Genomic DNA, 15,120 nt, shown 5'->3' with positions numbered 1-15,120 from the left:
GAGACTGCGGTCAGTCTCGTTTGCTGCTTATGTTGCTTATGTTGCTCAAAGCAAAACCATATTATCCCGATGAATCAGTTCCGACTCTTCGACGAAACCAAGGATCGCCTGGATTTCCGATGAAGGATGGCGCATGATGCGGCGCGCTTCGGAGCTGGTGTAGTTGCTGATGCCGCGCGCGATCGCATGGCCATCGACGTCGGTACAGGTAATGACATCGCCGCGGCCAAATTCTCCGGACACTGCGGTCACGCCGATCGGCAACAGGGATTTTCCTTCGTTGCGCAATTTTTGCACGGCGCCGGCATCCAGTATTACCTTGCCTGCGGTTTTCAAATGATCCGCCATCCACTGCTTGCGTGCGGTGAGTTGCGCAGTTTGCGCGGTCAATTGCGTGCCGATCGCCTCGCCACCGGCAAGTCGCGTCAGTACCGCATCTTCACGGCCCCAGGCAATCACGGTGTGGGCGCCCGAAGTCGCGGCCCGCTTGGCCGCCAGAATCTTGGTAATCATGCCGCCGCGGCCGATGCTGGTGCCGGCGTCGCCCGCCATCACTTCCAGCGCAGGATCGCCGGCTTTCGCCTCATGCACAAACTCGGCATTCGGGTCTTTGCGCGGATCGGCGGTATACAGACCCCGTTGATCGGTCAGGATGATCAAGGCGTCGCCTTCGATCAGATTGGCAACCAGCGCGCCCAGGGTATCGTTGTCGCCGAACTTGATTTCATCGGTGACCACGGTATCGTTCTCGTTGATGATCGCCACCACGCCAAAGCGCAACAGGGTGAATAACGTCGAGCGGGCATTCAGGTAGCGTTCGCGATCGGCCAGGTCGGCGTGCGTCAGCAATACCTGCGCGGTACGTATATTGTGTGCACGGAAGCTGGTTTCGTAGATCTGCGCCAGGCCCATCTGGCCAACTGCGGCACAAGCCTGCAATTCGTCGATGCTGGTCGGCCGCTTGTCGAAACCGAGCCGTTGCATGCCTTCCGCCACCGCACCGGAACTGACCAAAACAACTTCCTTGCCCATTGCCCGCAACTCGGCGATCTGGGTCGCCCATTTGGCAATGGCGCCGGCATCCAGGCCCTTACCGTCATTGGTTACCAGGGAGGATCCGACTTTGATGATGATGCGCTTGGCTTTTTGAATGACGGAATTCATATTTTTATCTATAGCGGCCGCTCACCTTCGTTGGCGCAATTCGATTGGCAAACGATGGGGAAACAGCGGGCAAAAAAATAGGCCGCGATCGAAGCAGGTCTTTATTCCCCCCATCGACAACGGCCGCCAACTTCCAGTTTAATCCAGGATCTTGAAACGCGGATCGTCCGGATCGATCGACAGGATGGCTTGGGCTTCCACCACCATGTGCTTCTCTTCCGAGCGCGTTTCCTGCTGGCGCTTCTCGGCCAGGTAGCCGTAGATTTCGGTTACCAGCTCAGGACAGCCATCGCGGTTCAGCGCGGAAATTTCAAATACCGGGCCCTTCCAGCCGAAGCGCTTGATGAAGTCCTTGACGCGCTTGACGCGCTCGCCTTCCGGGATCACGTCGATCTTGTTGAGCACCAGCCAGCGCGGCTTGTCGAACAGCGACTGATCGTATTTCTTCAGTTCCTTGACGATCGCCTTGGCTTCCTTGACCGGATCGACCGTGTCTTCGAATGGCGCCAGATCGACGATGTGCAACAATAAACCGGTACGCTGCAAATGTTTCAGGAACTGGATACCCAGTCCGGCGCCTTCTGCCGCGCCCTCGATCAGGCCCGGGATATCGGCGATCACGAAGCTTTTTTCGTGGCTGACGCGCACTACTCCGAGATTCGGATGCAGCGTGGTGAACGGGTAATCGGCGATTTTCGGACGGGCATTGGACACTGCCGTGATGAAAGTCGATTTACCGGCGTTCGGCTGCCCCAGCAGGCCGACATCGGCCAATACCTTCAGCTCCAGACGCAATTCGCGGCGTTCACCTTCTTTGCCGTCGCTTTTCTGACGCGGTGCACGGTTAGTCGAAGACTTGAAGTGGATATTGCCCCAGCCGCCCTCGCCGCCCTTGGCCAGCAATACTTCCTGTCCATGATCGGTCAGATCGGCAATTGCTTCGCCGGTATTGACGTCAACGATCAGTGTGCCAACCGGCATGCGCAGCTTGATATCGTCGGCGCCCTTGCCGTAGCAATCCGAGCCGCGGCCATTTTCGCCGCGACCGGCGCGATGCATCTTGGAAAAACGATAATCGACCAGCGTGTTGATATTGCGGTCGGCAACGGCCCAGATACTGCCGCCTACGCCGCCATCGCCACCGTCAGGGCCGCCAAACGGGCGGAATTTTTCACGGCAAAAACTCGCAACCCCATTGCCGCCATCGCCGGCAATGACTTCGATTTTTGCTTCATCTATAAACTTCATTCGAAGGTCCTAATGAGGTTGGAGGTTAAATTCTTATTGAAAGACACTGGTAACTTTACCGATTTTTGGTGATTGTTGCAGCACAGGCCGCAACTGGCATTGCAATAATGCCATTATTTTCAAGTGCAACTTGCCGCAAGCGAGTGGACACGCTGCGCGCTCCAAGTTGTCTGAGCAGTGTTTTCAGTGTCAGTTTCAGTGTTTTATGACCAGAAACTAAAAAGGCTCTACCAGCGGCAGAGCCTTTCGCAACAAGGCTCGAAAGCCTTGCTTATGTCGAACTTAAAGAAACTTAAGCTGCTACGACAGTAACGTAGTTACGCTGGGCAGCGCCCTTGGTTACGAATTGTACTTTGCCGTTGATCAGTGCGAACAGGGTGTGATCCTTGCCCATGCCAACATTTTCGCCTGGATGCGTCTTAGTGCCGCGTTGACGAATAATGATGCCGCCAGCGTTGATCGCTTGGCCACCGTAGACCTTGACGCCGAGTCGCTTTGACTCTGAGTCACGGCCGTTGCGCGTAGTGCCGCCGCCTTTTTTATGTGCCATTTAAAACTCCTGGTATCTAGTTAAGTCAATCCGCGCTATTAAGCGTTGATCGAAACGATTTGAATTTCGGTGTAATTTTGACGATGGCCTTGATGCTTCTGATAATGCTTACGACGACGCATTTTGAAGATCTTGACTTTATCGTGGCGACCTTGCGCCAATACCTTAACCGACACCGTAGCACCTTCGACCAACGGTGCACCAAACTTAATGGTGTCACCAGCGCCAACTGCGAGCACTTGATCAATAGTGAGTTCGGTGCCAATGTCTGCAGGTATCTGTTCTATTTTGAGTTTTTCGCCGGCAACAATCTTATATTGTTTGCCACCGGTTTTTATGACCGCGTACATATGAAACCTCATCGAAATGATTGAAGACTATTAAAAAATTTTCTTTCCTAAAACACCATAATCAGCAACAAACAAACACTAAATCGCTGGGCGGAATCGGGAGAACCTGAGATTGTACATGGACTCGGCACTTTCGTCAAAATCTCTTGACAAGTGTGGAATCCACCACACATTCATGCTTCTACCGGGCAACCTTAACCGAATCTTGCCCAAACATTGCTACGCGGCTACACGCCGACACAGACTCACCAGCAGCACAACGGCCTTTTTCATATAATGGCGGTATTCTGAAACTTTTTAAGGTATTGCCATGAGCGATGTACAAGCGTGGATCAAGGAAACCGTGACCAGCAACCCAGTGGTGCTGTTCATGAAAGGAACCGCGCAATTTCCACAATGCGGATTTTCCGGCCGTGCGATCCAGTTATTGAAAACCAGCGGCGCTGAGAACATCGTCACTATCAATGTCCTGGAAGACCCGGTCGTGCGCCAGGGCATCAAGGACTATTCCAACTGGCCTACCATTCCGCAACTCTACGTCAACGGCGAATTCGTCGGCGGTTCCGACATCATGAACGAGATGTTTGAATCGGGCGAACTGCAAACTTTGCTGAAGGCCTGAGACCGCAAGTGGTCTCGTCCAGTCGCCCTGCCGCCGATTCCGTCCAGCCGCCGCGCCGCCTGATTGTAGGCATTACCGGCGCTACCGGCGTCATCTACGGCGTACGGCTGCTGCAGCTGTTGCGCGACATACCTGGCGTCGAAAGCCATTTGATGATTTCCGACGCCGGCGTACTCAACCTGCACCAGGAACTCGATATGCGCCGCAAGCAAGTCGAAGCACTGGCGCATGTGGTGCACAATGTGCGCGACATCGGCGCGGCCATTGCCAGCGGCTCGTTTCAGTCGGACGGCATGATCATTGCGCCCTGCTCGATGAAAACCCTGGCCGCAGTCGCCAACGGACTGTCTGACAATCTGATCACGCGTGCCGCCGATGTGGTCCTCAAGGAGCGTCGGCGCCTGGTCTTGATGGTGCGCGAAACGCCCTTCAATCTGGCGCATCTGCGCAATATGACCAGCGTCACCGAGATGGGCGGCGTCATTTTCCCACCGCTACCGGGGTTTTACCACCGGCCGCAAAGCATCGCGGAGATGGTCGACCATACGTTGGGACGGGTACTGGATTTATTTGCTATCCAGCATACCCTCACGCCACGCTGGAATGGCTTGAAAGCCGATTAAAAAAGACCGGACAAACTGCTCCGGCCTTTTTTTCATTTCTTAGAAAATTTCCAGCACTTACCGTCCGCTACGCCCTGCCAGCCACGCAGTACGCAGCGCCGGCACCAATGCCGGTTTCGCGTCTGCCTTGATGCCTATTTGCGGCGCGCTGTCAGCCAGCAATCTCACTCTAAAGGTCATCAACTCATCGCGTCGAAAGGCATGGATGGTGACGGTGTCGCCAACCCGGTAACGCGCCAGTAGCGCATCCGGCTTGCCAGGTACCCGGATACCATCGACCGCCACCAGCATGTCGCCGGCCGACAAACCGGCACGATGAGCCGCACCGCCTTCATACACATTCGCCAGTTTGCAATCGCCGCCATTGCTCACGGTGCGCACGCCGAGCGAGGGCTTGCCCGGTTTGCGGCTATCGCTCAGCACGATGCCGGTCGGCGCCAATAATTTCGCCAGCGGCAAATCATCGGTTGCTCGCACATAACGATCGAAGAAACGCTTCAGCTTGAGGCCGGTTATTTCATCGAACAAAGCTTCGACCGCAGCCTCGCTGACACCGCGGCCGCTCAACGGATTGTCTGCATAAAAATCGCGGCCATACCTTTGCCACAAGGCGCGCATTACATCGTCCAACGATTTCCGGCCCTTGGTTTCGCTACGGATTGTCAGGTCCAGTGCCAGCGCTACCAGCGAACCTTTGGTGTAATAGCTGACAATCGCATTGGGCGCATTTTCATCCTGGCGATAATATTTGACCCAGGCATCGAAGCTGGAATCCGCCACGCTTTGCTTATGCCGGCCACTGCCAAGCAGCACACCGTTGATAGTTTTTTCAATCAACTTGAAATAAGCCAGCTGATCAATCAGGCCGCTGCGCAACAGCATCAGGTCATCGTAATAGCTGGTGAAACCTTCGAACAACCACAACAAGGGCGTGTAATTCTCGACTTGCAAATCGTAAGGCGCAAACGCCGCCGGCTTGATGCGCTTGACGTTCCAGGTATGGAAATATTCGTGACTGCACAGACCGAGGAAGGTACGGTAGCCATCGCTCATTTCCGCCTGCCCCTTGACCGGCAAATCGGCGCGCGCACAGATCAATGCGGTGGAAGCGCGATGCTCAAGGCCGCCATAACCGTCGCCAACTGCCAGTGTCAGGAACACGTAGCGCTGCATCGGTGCGCGCTTGGCAAACTTGCCGCCAGCTGGCTCGAAGAAGGCAATCTGGGTTTCGCAAATCTTTTTCAGGTCGGCGCTCAAGCGCGCCATGTCCAGATTCGGTACATTGCCGGTAATGGCAATCTCATGCGGTACGCCGTGTGCCTTGAAACTGGCTAGCTGGAAGGTGCCCATCTCGACCGGATGGTCGATCAGTTCGTCGTAGTTGGCGGCGACATAACGGCCAAAGGAACCGCGCTTGGCTTTCAGCGTCGGCAACGCGGTAGCGATACGCCAGGCGTCAAAGGCATCGCCTTGCGGACGCTGGATATCGACGATGTGCGAGGTATTCTCCTGGCCGACCACGCGCAAGAATACGCTGGTGCCGTTGAAGAAACCGTGGGTCTGGTCCAGATGCGCGGTACGCACGGACAGATCCCACGCATACACCAGGTAATGCAAAGTCAACGGCCCGTCGCACGGCGCCGCTTGCCATGAGTGCTTGTCGAGTTTCTTGAGGGCGATCTTGCGACCGTTGGATTCGGCCCGTATTTGTACGATATTGCGGGCAAATTCGCGAATCATGTAGCTGCCGGGAATCCACGCCGGCAAAGCGACGATCTGTCCGACTGCAGCCGGCTCGGCAATCGTCAGCGTAACGGCAAACAGATGTGCGGCCGGATCGGCTGCGACGATGCTGTAGTTCAGGCCGCTGCGGGCGGATTTGGCATTTAATCTGGCAGTATTTTTTTTCATGTTTTATCCCCGAACGTTACCGGCAATCACGGTCAGCATCAGCGCCGCCACCGCCACACAAGTCAATCTGAAACGCAGCTCGATAAACCAGGTAGGCAAGCCGTACCATGGGAACAGGCGTTTGTCAGCCTGATATGCCGCGATAAAGCCGGCAATCAGCAAAGCGAAACCGAAACCGCCAGCCATGGTCGAGAACCAGGCAATGCTGGTCGGCGCCACGCCCCAGACCAAGGCTTTTTTCGTGTGATCTGCCGACAAGTCGGCCCGCAGCACCACCGCGCCCCAGTGGATACCGCCGAGAAAAGACAAGGCGGCGATGCCATAGGCAAGCTGGCCGCGAATGAAATCGCGGAGCCAGTCGGCGTTGACCAGCCAGCATGCCAGTGTCAGCAGCACGAACGGAATCAAGCCGGCATAACCAAGTAAATGAATAAGGCGTTTGTTGAGGAAATGTGGATTCATCTGGGGGCTTCGTCAGGGAGCGTCGGTTTGCACAGGGTGATCACGGGCTGCGCAAAAAGACGCTAGTGTAGCGGGATTGTGCGAATAGGGCCTCACCTCTGCCGATCACTGTCGTATATCGGCGACGATGTCGATATCCTGATGGATGGCCGGATCGGCGACCGCCACTTCGACCACAGGAAATGTTTGCAACAAGCTGCGCGCGCCTTGATCGCCGCGCAATGCCAGCAGCTGCGGTAGATACTTGCGGCTGAAGCCAACCGGATTGCCGCGCCTGCCTTGATAAATCGGCACCGCAATGTCAGCACCTTGACGCATGGCAGAGACCAGGGCCTGGATAGTGGTTGCTTGAAGATAAGGCATATCGGCCAGGGCAATCACCCAGCCGTCGGCATCGACGGTTTGTTGCAGGCCGCAGACCAGCGATGCCGCCATGCCGTCATCGGCAGTGTCGCACCGGACCCAGGGATGGCCTGCAATTTGCGTTACCAGGTCAGCTACGCCAGGACGCAAGACAACACATATCGGCAACGATGCCGCCAGATTGCCGGCAGAAGCTGCCAGTACAGTCTGGCCGGACGCGGTCGGCAACGGCTGCAACAATTTGCTGCGGACACCGCTAGGATCAAAACGCCGGCCGCGGCCTGCTGCCAGCAACAGGCCGACGATTTTTCCACTATATTGTTGACGGCCCATGACGAGTTTCAGATGGGTATCTGTCTATTTCAACGTACTGAATTTAGCTTCCATCGTTTTGGCGTCGATCCAGCCCGGCGAGCGCGTGCCATCGGCAAAGATAATCGTCGGCGTGCCAGTCACATTCAATTTCTGACCGAGCGCCAGCACTTTGTCGTTCGGCGCCTGGCAGTTTGCGGGTGCCGCTGCGGCGGCTTTGCCATCGGCCATCAGGTCAGTCCAGGCCTTGTTGCGGTCTGCGCTGCACCACACATTCCGAGCCTTGACCGCGGAGTCTTCCGCCAGGATGTTGTACAGGAAGGTATACACGGTAACGTTATCGACTTCCTGCAGCGTAGTCTTGTGGAAGCGCTTGCAATAGCCGCAGTTGGGATCTTCGAATACAGCGATCACACGTTTGCCATTACCTTTGACTTTTTTCATGGCCAAATCCAGCGGCAAATCCGAAAAATTCACCTTGCTCAACTCATCCACCCGCTCCCGGGTGAAGTCGCGCGAAGATTGTGCATCCATGATGCGGCCGACAAAGACATACTTGGCGGCGGCATCGGTATAAAAAATATCCTTGCCGACACGCACTTCAAACAAGCCGGAATAAGGGGTCTTGGTCACCTCGTCGACCTTGACGCCATCCCCCAGGCGCGGCTCTATCAGCTTTTTAACCGCAGCCTCCTGCAAAGTCTCGGCACCGGCAACGTTTACCGACAATCCCGACAATCCCGACAGGGCCGCCAAGGCCACCAACATCACTCTTATTTTTTTCATCATCGTTCCAGTTATTCCAGTTATTCGCTATCGGCTGTCCGACCCAAAGCGTGGGTCATTAGTTGTCTTTTTAAGACTGGTACATTATTCAGCAAGTTCAACCCGAGATTGCGCAGCAAGCGCAGCGGGCCTACATCCACACCAAACAGTCGTTCCAATCCGTCGGTAGTCATTTGCATCAACAATATTTCTTCTTTGCGTGCACGCGCATAACGCGCCAGCACGCGTTCATCGCCGCAATCGCCACCACCACTACGCGCGCCACGTTCGGCCAGCACCCGAATCAACGCCGTGACATCGCCGAAACCTAGATTCATGCCATGTCCGGCCAGCGGATGCACTACATGGCCCGCGTCGCCGATCAGGGCAACCCGTGGCGCCACCAAAGCATGGGTTTTGAGCAAGGATAAAGGAAACGCTTGCGCCAGTTCCGGCTGCAAGGGTTGCAATTGGCCCAGCTTGTCGCCAGCCAGGTTTGACAGGCGCGCGGCCAGTTGCGACAACGGTTCCTCTAACAACGAGAGCGCGAGTGTCTCCGGCGCCGACCAGACCAGAGACACGCGCTGTCCGGGCAACGGCAATAAGGCGACGATGCCTTCGTTTTCGGTAAACCATTGGTAGGCAATGCCGTGGTGCGGCCGCTCACAAGCGAAATTGGCAACCACCCCGCGTTGCTTGTAAGAGCGGTAATCGATGCCGATCTGGCATTGGCCGCGCACCCAGGATTGCGCACCGTCAGCGCCCACAACCAGGGCAGCGTCGACGGTTTCGCCCGACTCCAGTTGCAACGTCGCAGCCGCCGCATCCACTTGCATCGCCTTTACACGGCCACCGAGCACCCGCACATTAGAGGAGAATTTCAGCGCTGCATCAAGTGCCTGGTTCAAATTACCATCTTCAACTATCCATGCCAACGCATCGACATGCGCGCTGTAAGCATCGAACGTGAGAGTCCCGGCGGCACTGTCGGTCCCGCCTTTGATTTCCATGCCTTCCACCGCGCTGACACGCGCCGGATCCAGGGCATTCCACACCTTGACCGTCGACAGCAAACTGCGCGCCACATGATTCAATGCGTACACCCGCGTGTCCCAGGCATCTGGCGAGGCGGCCGCTGTAACCGCGGGCGGCGCCATCCCCAACAGGGCGACGCGCAACCCCGCCTGCGCCAAACCCAGCGCCGCCGCCTTGCCAACGGCGCCATTGCCCACAATACAAATATCGTATTTGAGCGTCGGCGCGGCGCCAGTTTTTTTCGAGACTGATCCGATATCTTTCATCCCGCCATTATAGCGACTACGCTTGCAATGGCCTGCGGGTCCCACAAATAGAAATCACCGCGAGAGTCCCCCGCCCCGCCAGACGTGATGTTGCCGCCCGAAATTCAAGCAAAGAGATAAGCAATCGAAAGTTTTTTCAAGAAGTTGCAACAAGGGGCTTTGCAGATCGAAAATGCTTTGCTATACTCCTGTCCCTTGGCCTGGTAGCTCAGTCGGTAGAGCAGAGGATTGAAAATCCTTGTGTCGGTGGTTCGATTCCGCCCCGGGCCACCAAAATCAGAAAAGGGCTTAGCTTCGGCTAAGCCCTTTTTGCATTTGTGGTGCGATATTAAAACGCCTGAAACGCGGAAATTAAAATGCAAAAATCAGCCGCCAGCGCCACCTGGCTCGGGTAAAGTTGCAGATGAGGCCAATGCGATCGGCGAGTGTTGGCAAGTAGTGACAAGTAAAGACGGGTAACAACAGATAACGGCAATGCTTTTGTCGTGATCGCCCGGAGATTTGGTAAGATCACAAATTACGACAATATTTTATATACCTTTAAAGCGAACCAATTGCCGTCTAAACGTTCTATAAACCAATTCGCCAATACTTTCCGCCTTGGTTTATCCCTACATCTCACTGCTTTATGCTCAAAAACAAATCCCGCAAGCCGATTGAAATAAAAATTGCAACTGTGGTCGCCGTATCCGCCATCCTGCATGATTCCGATCCGATGGCATTAGAAGCCGCTCTGCAGGAGATGACCGGCGGCACCGCCGACTTCTTTGACAATGAGTTTGCGGTCATTGATGTAGCCGCGCTAGGACCGGACCGGCCGCCAATAGATTGGCCGCAATTGATTACCCTCTTGAAGAAATATCGCTTGAATGCGGTTGCGGTGCGTAATGCCCCTGCAGAAATGGAAGAAGGCATCATCGCCAGCGGACTGAGCATCGATCACGTCGTGGCTGCACGCCAGGAACCTGCCGCTGCGCCGCCGCCGCCCGCCGCAGTCGCAACAGCTCCCCGCCCCGCCGCCAGCACCATGATTATCGATACGCCGATCCGGGCAGGACAGCGGATTTATGCGCGCGACGCCGATCTGGTCATTACTGCCACAGTCAACAATGGCGCCGAAATCATTGCCGACGGCAGCATCCACGTCTACGCGCCATTGCGCGGGCGGGCACTAGCCGGCGCCAGCGGCGATACTTCGGCACGTATTTTTGCGGCCAGCATGGAAGCCGAACTGGTCTCCATCGCCGGTGTGTATCGCACTTTTGAAAACGGCTTGCCGCCGGAGCAAAAGGGCCAGCCGGCACAAATTCGCCTGAGCGGAGACCGGATTGACGTACTATCGCTCAATTCCGCTTCACGTAATTAGCCGAATAATCGCATCCGGAATCTTATAACGCTTTATCTAATCAGTTGAGGACAGGGTAACTCGCCACGCTTCGGTGGCTCTTGAACTCTGTCCCGCAATGCATAACAAAGGAGCTCTTCGTGGCAAAAATCATCGTTGTTACGTCCGGCAAAGGCGGAGTTGGCAAGACCACTTCCAGCGCCAGTTTTGCATCGGGTCTGGCCATGCGCGGCCACAAAACCGCTGTGCTCGACTTTGACGTCGGCCTGCGCAATCTGGATTTGATCATGGGCTGTGAACGGCGTGTGGTGTACGATCTGATCAATGTGGTCAACAAGGAAGCGACACTGACCCAGGCCCTGATCAAGGACAAGCATTGCGAAAACCTGTTCATTTTGCCGGCTTCGCAAACCCGCGACAAAGATGCCTTGACCGAAGAAGGTGTTGAGAACGTTCTCAACGATCTGGTTAAAATGGATTTCGAATACATTATTTGCGATTCGCCGGCCGGTATCGAACGCGGCGCCGTGATGGCGTTGACATTCGCCGACGAAGCGATTGTCGTGACCAACCCGGAAGTATCGTCAGTGCGCGACTCGGATCGTATCCTTGGCATCATCCAGGCAAAATCGCGGCGCGCGCAAAACGGCGGCGAACCGGTCAAGGAACATTTGCTGATCACCCGTTATTCGGCGAAACGCGTCGACGCCGGCGAAATGCTGTCGTACACCGACGTTCAAGACATTCTGCGCATCCCCCTGGTTGGCATCATTCCCGAGTCGGAATCGGTATTGCACGCCTCCAACCAAGGCAACCCGGCGATTCACATCAAAGGCAGCGATGTTGCCCTTGCCTATGAAGACGTAGTGTCGCGCTTCCTCGGCGAAGAACTCCCCCTGCGCTTTACCTCCTATGAAAAGCCGGGTTTCTTGCACCGCATTTTTGGAGGGAAATAACATGGCATTGCTCTCGTTCTTGTTTAACAGCAAGCCTAAAACGGCATCGGCCGCCAAGGAGCGTCTGCAAATCATCATTGCGCGCGAGCGCAATGGCCGCAACGGGCACGATTTTCTGCCAGCCTTGCATAAAGAACTGATTGAAGTCATTTCGAAATACACCAAGGTAAACGCCGACGACATCAAGATTTCCCTCGATCGCCAGGGCAATCTTGAAGTACTGGACGTCAACGTGGTGCTGCCGGACGCGTAATCGATCACGTAAATCGATCGAACAAGTTAAACTCGCATTTGTCGATCGCATCTGTCAATATCACAGGCTGAATTCGGCGCAACCCCGCGCCGGTAAATGTCGCACAACGACTTGGCCCGGATTCCTGACACGAGCGGCAGCGCATTATTGCGTGCCGCTGGTGGAATTTTACAAATCCCGTCATAAACTGTACGCAACATCGTATATGCACCTCGTGTATGACAATGTCGATTGGCGCTACAGCGCCAAAAGTTTTGGCAATGATCTTGTCAAATGCATCTGACACCACTGAACTTTTATTTTTTTGTGGCAATTGCAATACATTGAAAAAAATATAGAACATTTATCTACAGCAATGTAGCAATAAGATTAATATACTCCTTGTATTCGCCACAACATAGATACCAGCCACCAGCGCTGACATCACCTAACATAGTTAATATATGAGAATTGCTGTCCTTGATGACGACCCCAGTCAAACCGATCTAGTTTGCCAGGTGCTCACATCCAGTGGGCATGTCTGCCATCCGTTCCAGAGCGGGAAAGAGATACTGAATCAGCTGCGCCGGGAAAGCTACGACATGCTGGTTCTGGATTGGCAGGTCCCGGATCTCAGCGGCCCGGAAGTATTGCGCTGGGTAAGAGACAAGCTGCCCAAGACCATCCCGGTCCTGTTCATCACCAGCCGCTCCGGTGAAGATGACATCGTCGAAGGCCTGGCGGCCGGCGCTGACGACTACATGATCAAGCCGATCCGGCGCAGTGAGCTGGTGGCACGCGTGCAGGCCCTATTGCGACGCGCTTATCCGATCCAGAACTCGAGCGAACAAATCGTATTTAACGACTATTTGTTTGAAACGCGCTCAGGCCGCCTGACTCTGGCCGGCAAGCCGATCGAGATCACCCAAAAGGAATTCGACCTGGCTTTGTTGTTTTTTCGCAACCTTGGCCGTCCTCTTTCGCGCGCTTATATTCTCGAGGCAGTCTGGTCGCGCGACGTCGACATTCCGTCCCGTACCATGGATACGCACGTCTCGCGCGTACGGAGTAAGTTACAATTACGACCAGAAAACGGCTATCGACTCGCACCGGTTTATAGCTATGGGTATCGACTAGAACAACTAACAGGATAAGGCGCGTTTCGGTTGCGCTGATTCAGACAGAAATGTGGATATGCGCAGCACACTCAAAAAAATAGCTTTCCTGGCACTTTTCTTTGTTGCGCCCTCGTTCTCGCTTGCAGCTCCACCTTCAGCCCCATCTGCTCCCCCAACGCTGAATCCATCCTCACTCCAAGTGGGCGCGGCAACCGTCACTTACCGCGCGCAACCTGGAGATACTTTAAGCGTCATTGCCGAGCAACTGACCACCAGCAAGAGCAACTGGGTGCAACTGGCAAAACTCAACCGCATCGGAAACGACCGCACGATTCCAGTCGGCACCGCGATCATCATCCCGGTGGCGCTGCTGCCGGATGACCCGAGCACTGCCCAGGTAGCCGCCATGTCGGGCAGCATCGACGCGGTCGCCGCCGACGGCCGCCCGATCAACATCAGCATCGGCACCGTACTGAGCGAAGGCGCCATCATCAATACTGGCAGCAACAGCTTTCTGTCGTTGAGCCTGCCCGACCAATCGCACATCGCACTGCCGTCCAACAGCCAGGTAAAACTGAGCAAGTTGCGTACTGCCCGCTATACCAACAGCCCACGCACTGAAATCGCGCTGCTGAAAGGCCGTGTCGAATCCAGAGTCTCGCCGCTGGATAAAAACAAGGGCCGCTTCGAAGTCCGTTCACCGTTGGCGGTAGCTGGCGTACGCGGCACAGATTTCCGCGTCGGCCTGGTCGGCGATAGCGTCACGACCGAAGTATTGAGCGGCGGCGTTGCGGTGGCAAAGAAAAACCTGCCGCCAGCGCTGACCTTGCACCCGGGCCAAGGTAACGTGACCAATACCGAAGGAGTGGGCAAGGCCGTCGCACTATTGCCGTCACCTCATCTCAAGGGTCAGCCGCAATTGCAAGAACGGCCGACGGTGCGCTTTAGCGTGGTCCCGGTAGCGGGCGCGCATAGCTACCGCGCGCAAATCGCCACCGATACCGACGCCCGCAATATCATTGGCGAGGCAGAGTCGGCCAGCCCTGAGATCAAGATCAACGGCCTTGAGGACGGCGCATATTTCGTCCGCGTCACCGCGCTCGACCAAATGGGGTTGCAAGGCATCCCTCGGACAACCGCGTTTAAATTGAAAGCGCGGCCAGAGCCGCCTATTTCGATCGAACCAAAAAACAAATCGCGCAGCGAAGATGTGATATTTAGCTGGGCCGAAGTCGGTAACGCGCAAGCCTATCATTTGCAAGTCGCCAGCGACGCTGAATTCAAACAGCTGGTAGTTGACCAGGCCGCACTCGCTGTGCCGCAATTCAGCGCCGGCAAACTGGCGCTGGGGAACTACTACTGGCGCGTGGCTACCATCGTCGAACAAACCAACGGCCGCGACCAAGGGCCTTACTGCGACCCGAACAGCTTTGACCTGCTGCCGGCGCTGCAAGTGCCCAAGATTGCCGATGCGATTGATGGCGACCTGTCATTCCGCTGGAGCGCGGAGCCGGGGCAAACATTCCTGGTCGAGATCGGCCGCGACGCCGGCTTCTCGGCACTATTGTTGACGCAAACCACCGCGACACCGGAAATCAACGTGCCGCGTCCGGCCAGCGGCACGTATTTCATTCGCATCAAAGCCACTGACTCCGACGGGTACGTAGCGCCTTTTTCGCCTTCACAAAAAGTCTATATCGGCAGCCGCTGGGTCTCCGGTGACGGTACGCCTTTGCTCAATAGCGGCGGCAGTACCCAAGCCGGATATTAAGTTAACCGAAGTCAACCCAAGCCCGCC

The 15,120-nt window shown here is 55.7% G+C and carries 16 protein-coding genes and 1 tRNA gene; 8 read left to right on the top strand and 9 right to left on the bottom strand.

Annotated elements, in window-relative coordinates; all coding sequences use genetic code 11:
* Positions 1-45 precede the first annotated feature (45 nt).
* From proB to rplU, 4 genes are all read right to left on the bottom strand, one after another.
* Positions 46-1,164 carry a glutamate 5-kinase gene (gene proB, locus BM205_RS13440; RefSeq protein WP_092415234.1) on the bottom strand — a complete coding sequence of 373 codons (1,119 nt, stop codon included), beginning with the start codon at positions 1,162-1,164 and terminating at the stop codon, positions 46-48.
* Positions 1,165-1,302: 138 nt separating this feature from the next.
* A complete protein-coding gene (gene obgE / locus BM205_RS13435; protein WP_092355437.1) occupies positions 1,303-2,412 on the bottom strand; it encodes a GTPase ObgE in 1,110 nt (369 codons plus the stop codon).
* Between the two features lie 292 nt (positions 2,413-2,704).
* Positions 2,705-2,962, bottom strand: coding sequence for a 50S ribosomal protein L27 (gene rpmA / locus BM205_RS13430; protein WP_092415232.1), 258 nt, complete (start codon positions 2,960-2,962; stop codon positions 2,705-2,707).
* Positions 2,963-3,000: 38 nt separating this feature from the next.
* On the bottom strand, positions 3,001-3,312 hold the full coding sequence (rplU, locus tag BM205_RS13425) for a 50S ribosomal protein L21 (protein WP_038493216.1): 312 nt from the start codon (positions 3,310-3,312) through the stop codon (positions 3,001-3,003).
* 310 nt (positions 3,313-3,622) lie between these two features.
* Between rplU and grxD the strand changes: the two genes are divergently transcribed.
* Both grxD and BM205_RS13415 read left to right on the top strand, forming a co-directional pair.
* Entirely contained in the window at positions 3,623-3,934 is a 312-nt protein-coding gene (grxD, locus tag BM205_RS13420) for a Grx4 family monothiol glutaredoxin (RefSeq protein ID WP_061944363.1), read from the top strand.
* Positions 3,935-3,942: 8 nt separating this feature from the next.
* Positions 3,943-4,557 (top strand): UbiX family flavin prenyltransferase, encoded by a 615-nt coding sequence (locus tag BM205_RS13415; protein ID WP_092415230.1) that lies wholly within the window; start codon positions 3,943-3,945, stop codon positions 4,555-4,557.
* 57 nt (positions 4,558-4,614) lie between these two features.
* On the opposite strand, the gene BM205_RS13410 is transcribed toward BM205_RS13415, so the two are convergent.
* The 5 genes from BM205_RS13410 to BM205_RS13390 all read right to left on the bottom strand — a co-directional run bounded on the left by BM205_RS13410 (position 4,615) and on the right by BM205_RS13390 (position 9,671).
* Entirely contained in the window at positions 4,615-6,468 is a 1,854-nt protein-coding gene (locus BM205_RS13410) for a M61 family metallopeptidase (RefSeq protein WP_092415228.1), read from the bottom strand.
* A 3-nt stretch (positions 6,469-6,471) separates the two neighbouring features.
* Positions 6,472-6,930 (bottom strand): DUF3429 domain-containing protein, encoded by a 459-nt coding sequence (locus BM205_RS13405; RefSeq protein WP_092415226.1) that lies wholly within the window; start codon positions 6,928-6,930, stop codon positions 6,472-6,474.
* 105 nt (positions 6,931-7,035) lie between these two features.
* The gene (locus BM205_RS13400; RefSeq protein WP_092415224.1) at positions 7,036-7,626 is read right to left on the bottom strand and encodes a nucleotidyltransferase family protein; all 591 of its coding nucleotides are present in this window, start codon (positions 7,624-7,626) and stop codon (positions 7,036-7,038) included.
* A 24-nt stretch (positions 7,627-7,650) separates the two neighbouring features.
* Positions 7,651-8,391, bottom strand: coding sequence for a DsbC family protein (locus BM205_RS13395; protein ID WP_092415222.1), 741 nt, complete (start codon positions 8,389-8,391; stop codon positions 7,651-7,653).
* A 20-nt stretch (positions 8,392-8,411) separates the two neighbouring features.
* Positions 8,412-9,671, bottom strand: coding sequence for an FAD-dependent monooxygenase (locus tag BM205_RS13390; RefSeq protein WP_092415220.1), 1,260 nt, complete (start codon positions 9,669-9,671; stop codon positions 8,412-8,414).
* Between the two features lie 197 nt (positions 9,672-9,868).
* Between BM205_RS13390 and BM205_RS13385 the strand changes: the two genes are divergently transcribed.
* The 6 genes from BM205_RS13385 (at position 9,869) to BM205_RS13355 (ending at position 15,093) form a co-directional block, all read left to right on the top strand.
* Positions 9,869-9,944 (top strand) — tRNA-Phe (locus BM205_RS13385).
* 355 nt (positions 9,945-10,299) lie between these two features.
* Entirely contained in the window at positions 10,300-11,037 is a 738-nt protein-coding gene (minC, locus tag BM205_RS13380) for a septum site-determining protein MinC (RefSeq protein ID WP_092415218.1), read from the top strand.
* A gap of 119 nt (positions 11,038-11,156) precedes the next feature.
* Positions 11,157-11,972: a septum site-determining protein MinD gene (minD, locus tag BM205_RS13375; protein ID WP_092415216.1), complete on the top strand. Its 816-nt coding sequence runs from the start codon at positions 11,157-11,159 to the stop codon at positions 11,970-11,972.
* Between the two features lies 1 nt (position 11,973).
* On the top strand, positions 11,974-12,225 hold the full coding sequence (minE, locus tag BM205_RS13370) for a cell division topological specificity factor MinE (RefSeq protein ID WP_092415214.1): 252 nt from the start codon (positions 11,974-11,976) through the stop codon (positions 12,223-12,225).
* Between the two features lie 443 nt (positions 12,226-12,668).
* On the top strand, positions 12,669-13,358 hold the full coding sequence (locus BM205_RS13360; RefSeq protein WP_092355461.1) for a response regulator transcription factor: 690 nt from the start codon (positions 12,669-12,671) through the stop codon (positions 13,356-13,358).
* 40 nt (positions 13,359-13,398) lie between these two features.
* Complete coding sequence (locus BM205_RS13355) at positions 13,399-15,093, top strand: FecR domain-containing protein (RefSeq protein ID WP_092415210.1); 1,695 nt, start codon at positions 13,399-13,401, stop codon at positions 15,091-15,093.
* Positions 15,094-15,120: the final 27 nt, after the last annotated feature.

This window comes from Collimonas sp. OK307, from assembly GCF_900113705.1.
In the GTDB taxonomy this organism is placed as follows: Bacteria; Pseudomonadota; Gammaproteobacteria; order Burkholderiales; family Burkholderiaceae_D; genus Collimonas.
The sequence above is the reverse complement of the archived record's forward strand: the minus strand, read 5'-3'. Positions and strand labels throughout refer to the sequence as shown.

Excerpts from the sequence above, each read along its gene's own strand:
- proB (WP_092415234.1), bottom strand. The coding sequence starts at position 1,164 with ATGAATTCCGTCATTCAAAAAGCCAAGCGCATCATCATCAAAGTCGGA.
- obgE (WP_092355437.1), bottom strand. The coding sequence starts at position 2,412 with ATGAAGTTTATAGATGAAGCAAAAATCGAAGTCATTGCCGGCGATGGC.
- rpmA (WP_092415232.1), bottom strand. The coding sequence starts at position 2,962 with ATGGCACATAAAAAAGGCGGCGGCACTACGCGCAACGGCCGTGACTCA.
- rplU (WP_038493216.1), bottom strand. The coding sequence starts at position 3,312 with ATGTACGCGGTCATAAAAACCGGTGGCAAACAATATAAGATTGTTGCC.
- grxD (WP_061944363.1), top strand. The coding sequence starts at position 3,623 with ATGAGCGATGTACAAGCGTGGATCAAGGAAACCGTGACCAGCAACCCA.
- BM205_RS13410 (WP_092415228.1), bottom strand. The coding sequence starts at position 6,468 with ATGAAAAAAAATACTGCCAGATTAAATGCCAAATCCGCCCGCAGCGGC.
- BM205_RS13405 (WP_092415226.1), bottom strand. The coding sequence starts at position 6,930 with ATGAATCCACATTTCCTCAACAAACGCCTTATTCATTTACTTGGTTAT.
- BM205_RS13400 (WP_092415224.1), bottom strand. The coding sequence starts at position 7,626 with ATGGGCCGTCAACAATATAGTGGAAAAATCGTCGGCCTGTTGCTGGCA.
- BM205_RS13395 (WP_092415222.1), bottom strand. The coding sequence starts at position 8,391 with ATGAAAAAAATAAGAGTGATGTTGGTGGCCTTGGCGGCCCTGTCGGGA.
- BM205_RS13390 (WP_092415220.1), bottom strand. The coding sequence starts at position 9,671 with ATGAAAGATATCGGATCAGTCTCGAAAAAAACTGGCGCCGCGCCGACG.
- minC (WP_092415218.1), top strand. The coding sequence starts at position 10,300 with ATGCTCAAAAACAAATCCCGCAAGCCGATTGAAATAAAAATTGCAACT.
- minE (WP_092415214.1), top strand. The coding sequence starts at position 11,974 with ATGGCATTGCTCTCGTTCTTGTTTAACAGCAAGCCTAAAACGGCATCG.
- BM205_RS13360 (WP_092355461.1), top strand. The coding sequence starts at position 12,669 with ATGAGAATTGCTGTCCTTGATGACGACCCCAGTCAAACCGATCTAGTT.
- BM205_RS13355 (WP_092415210.1), top strand. The coding sequence starts at position 13,399 with ATGCGCAGCACACTCAAAAAAATAGCTTTCCTGGCACTTTTCTTTGTT.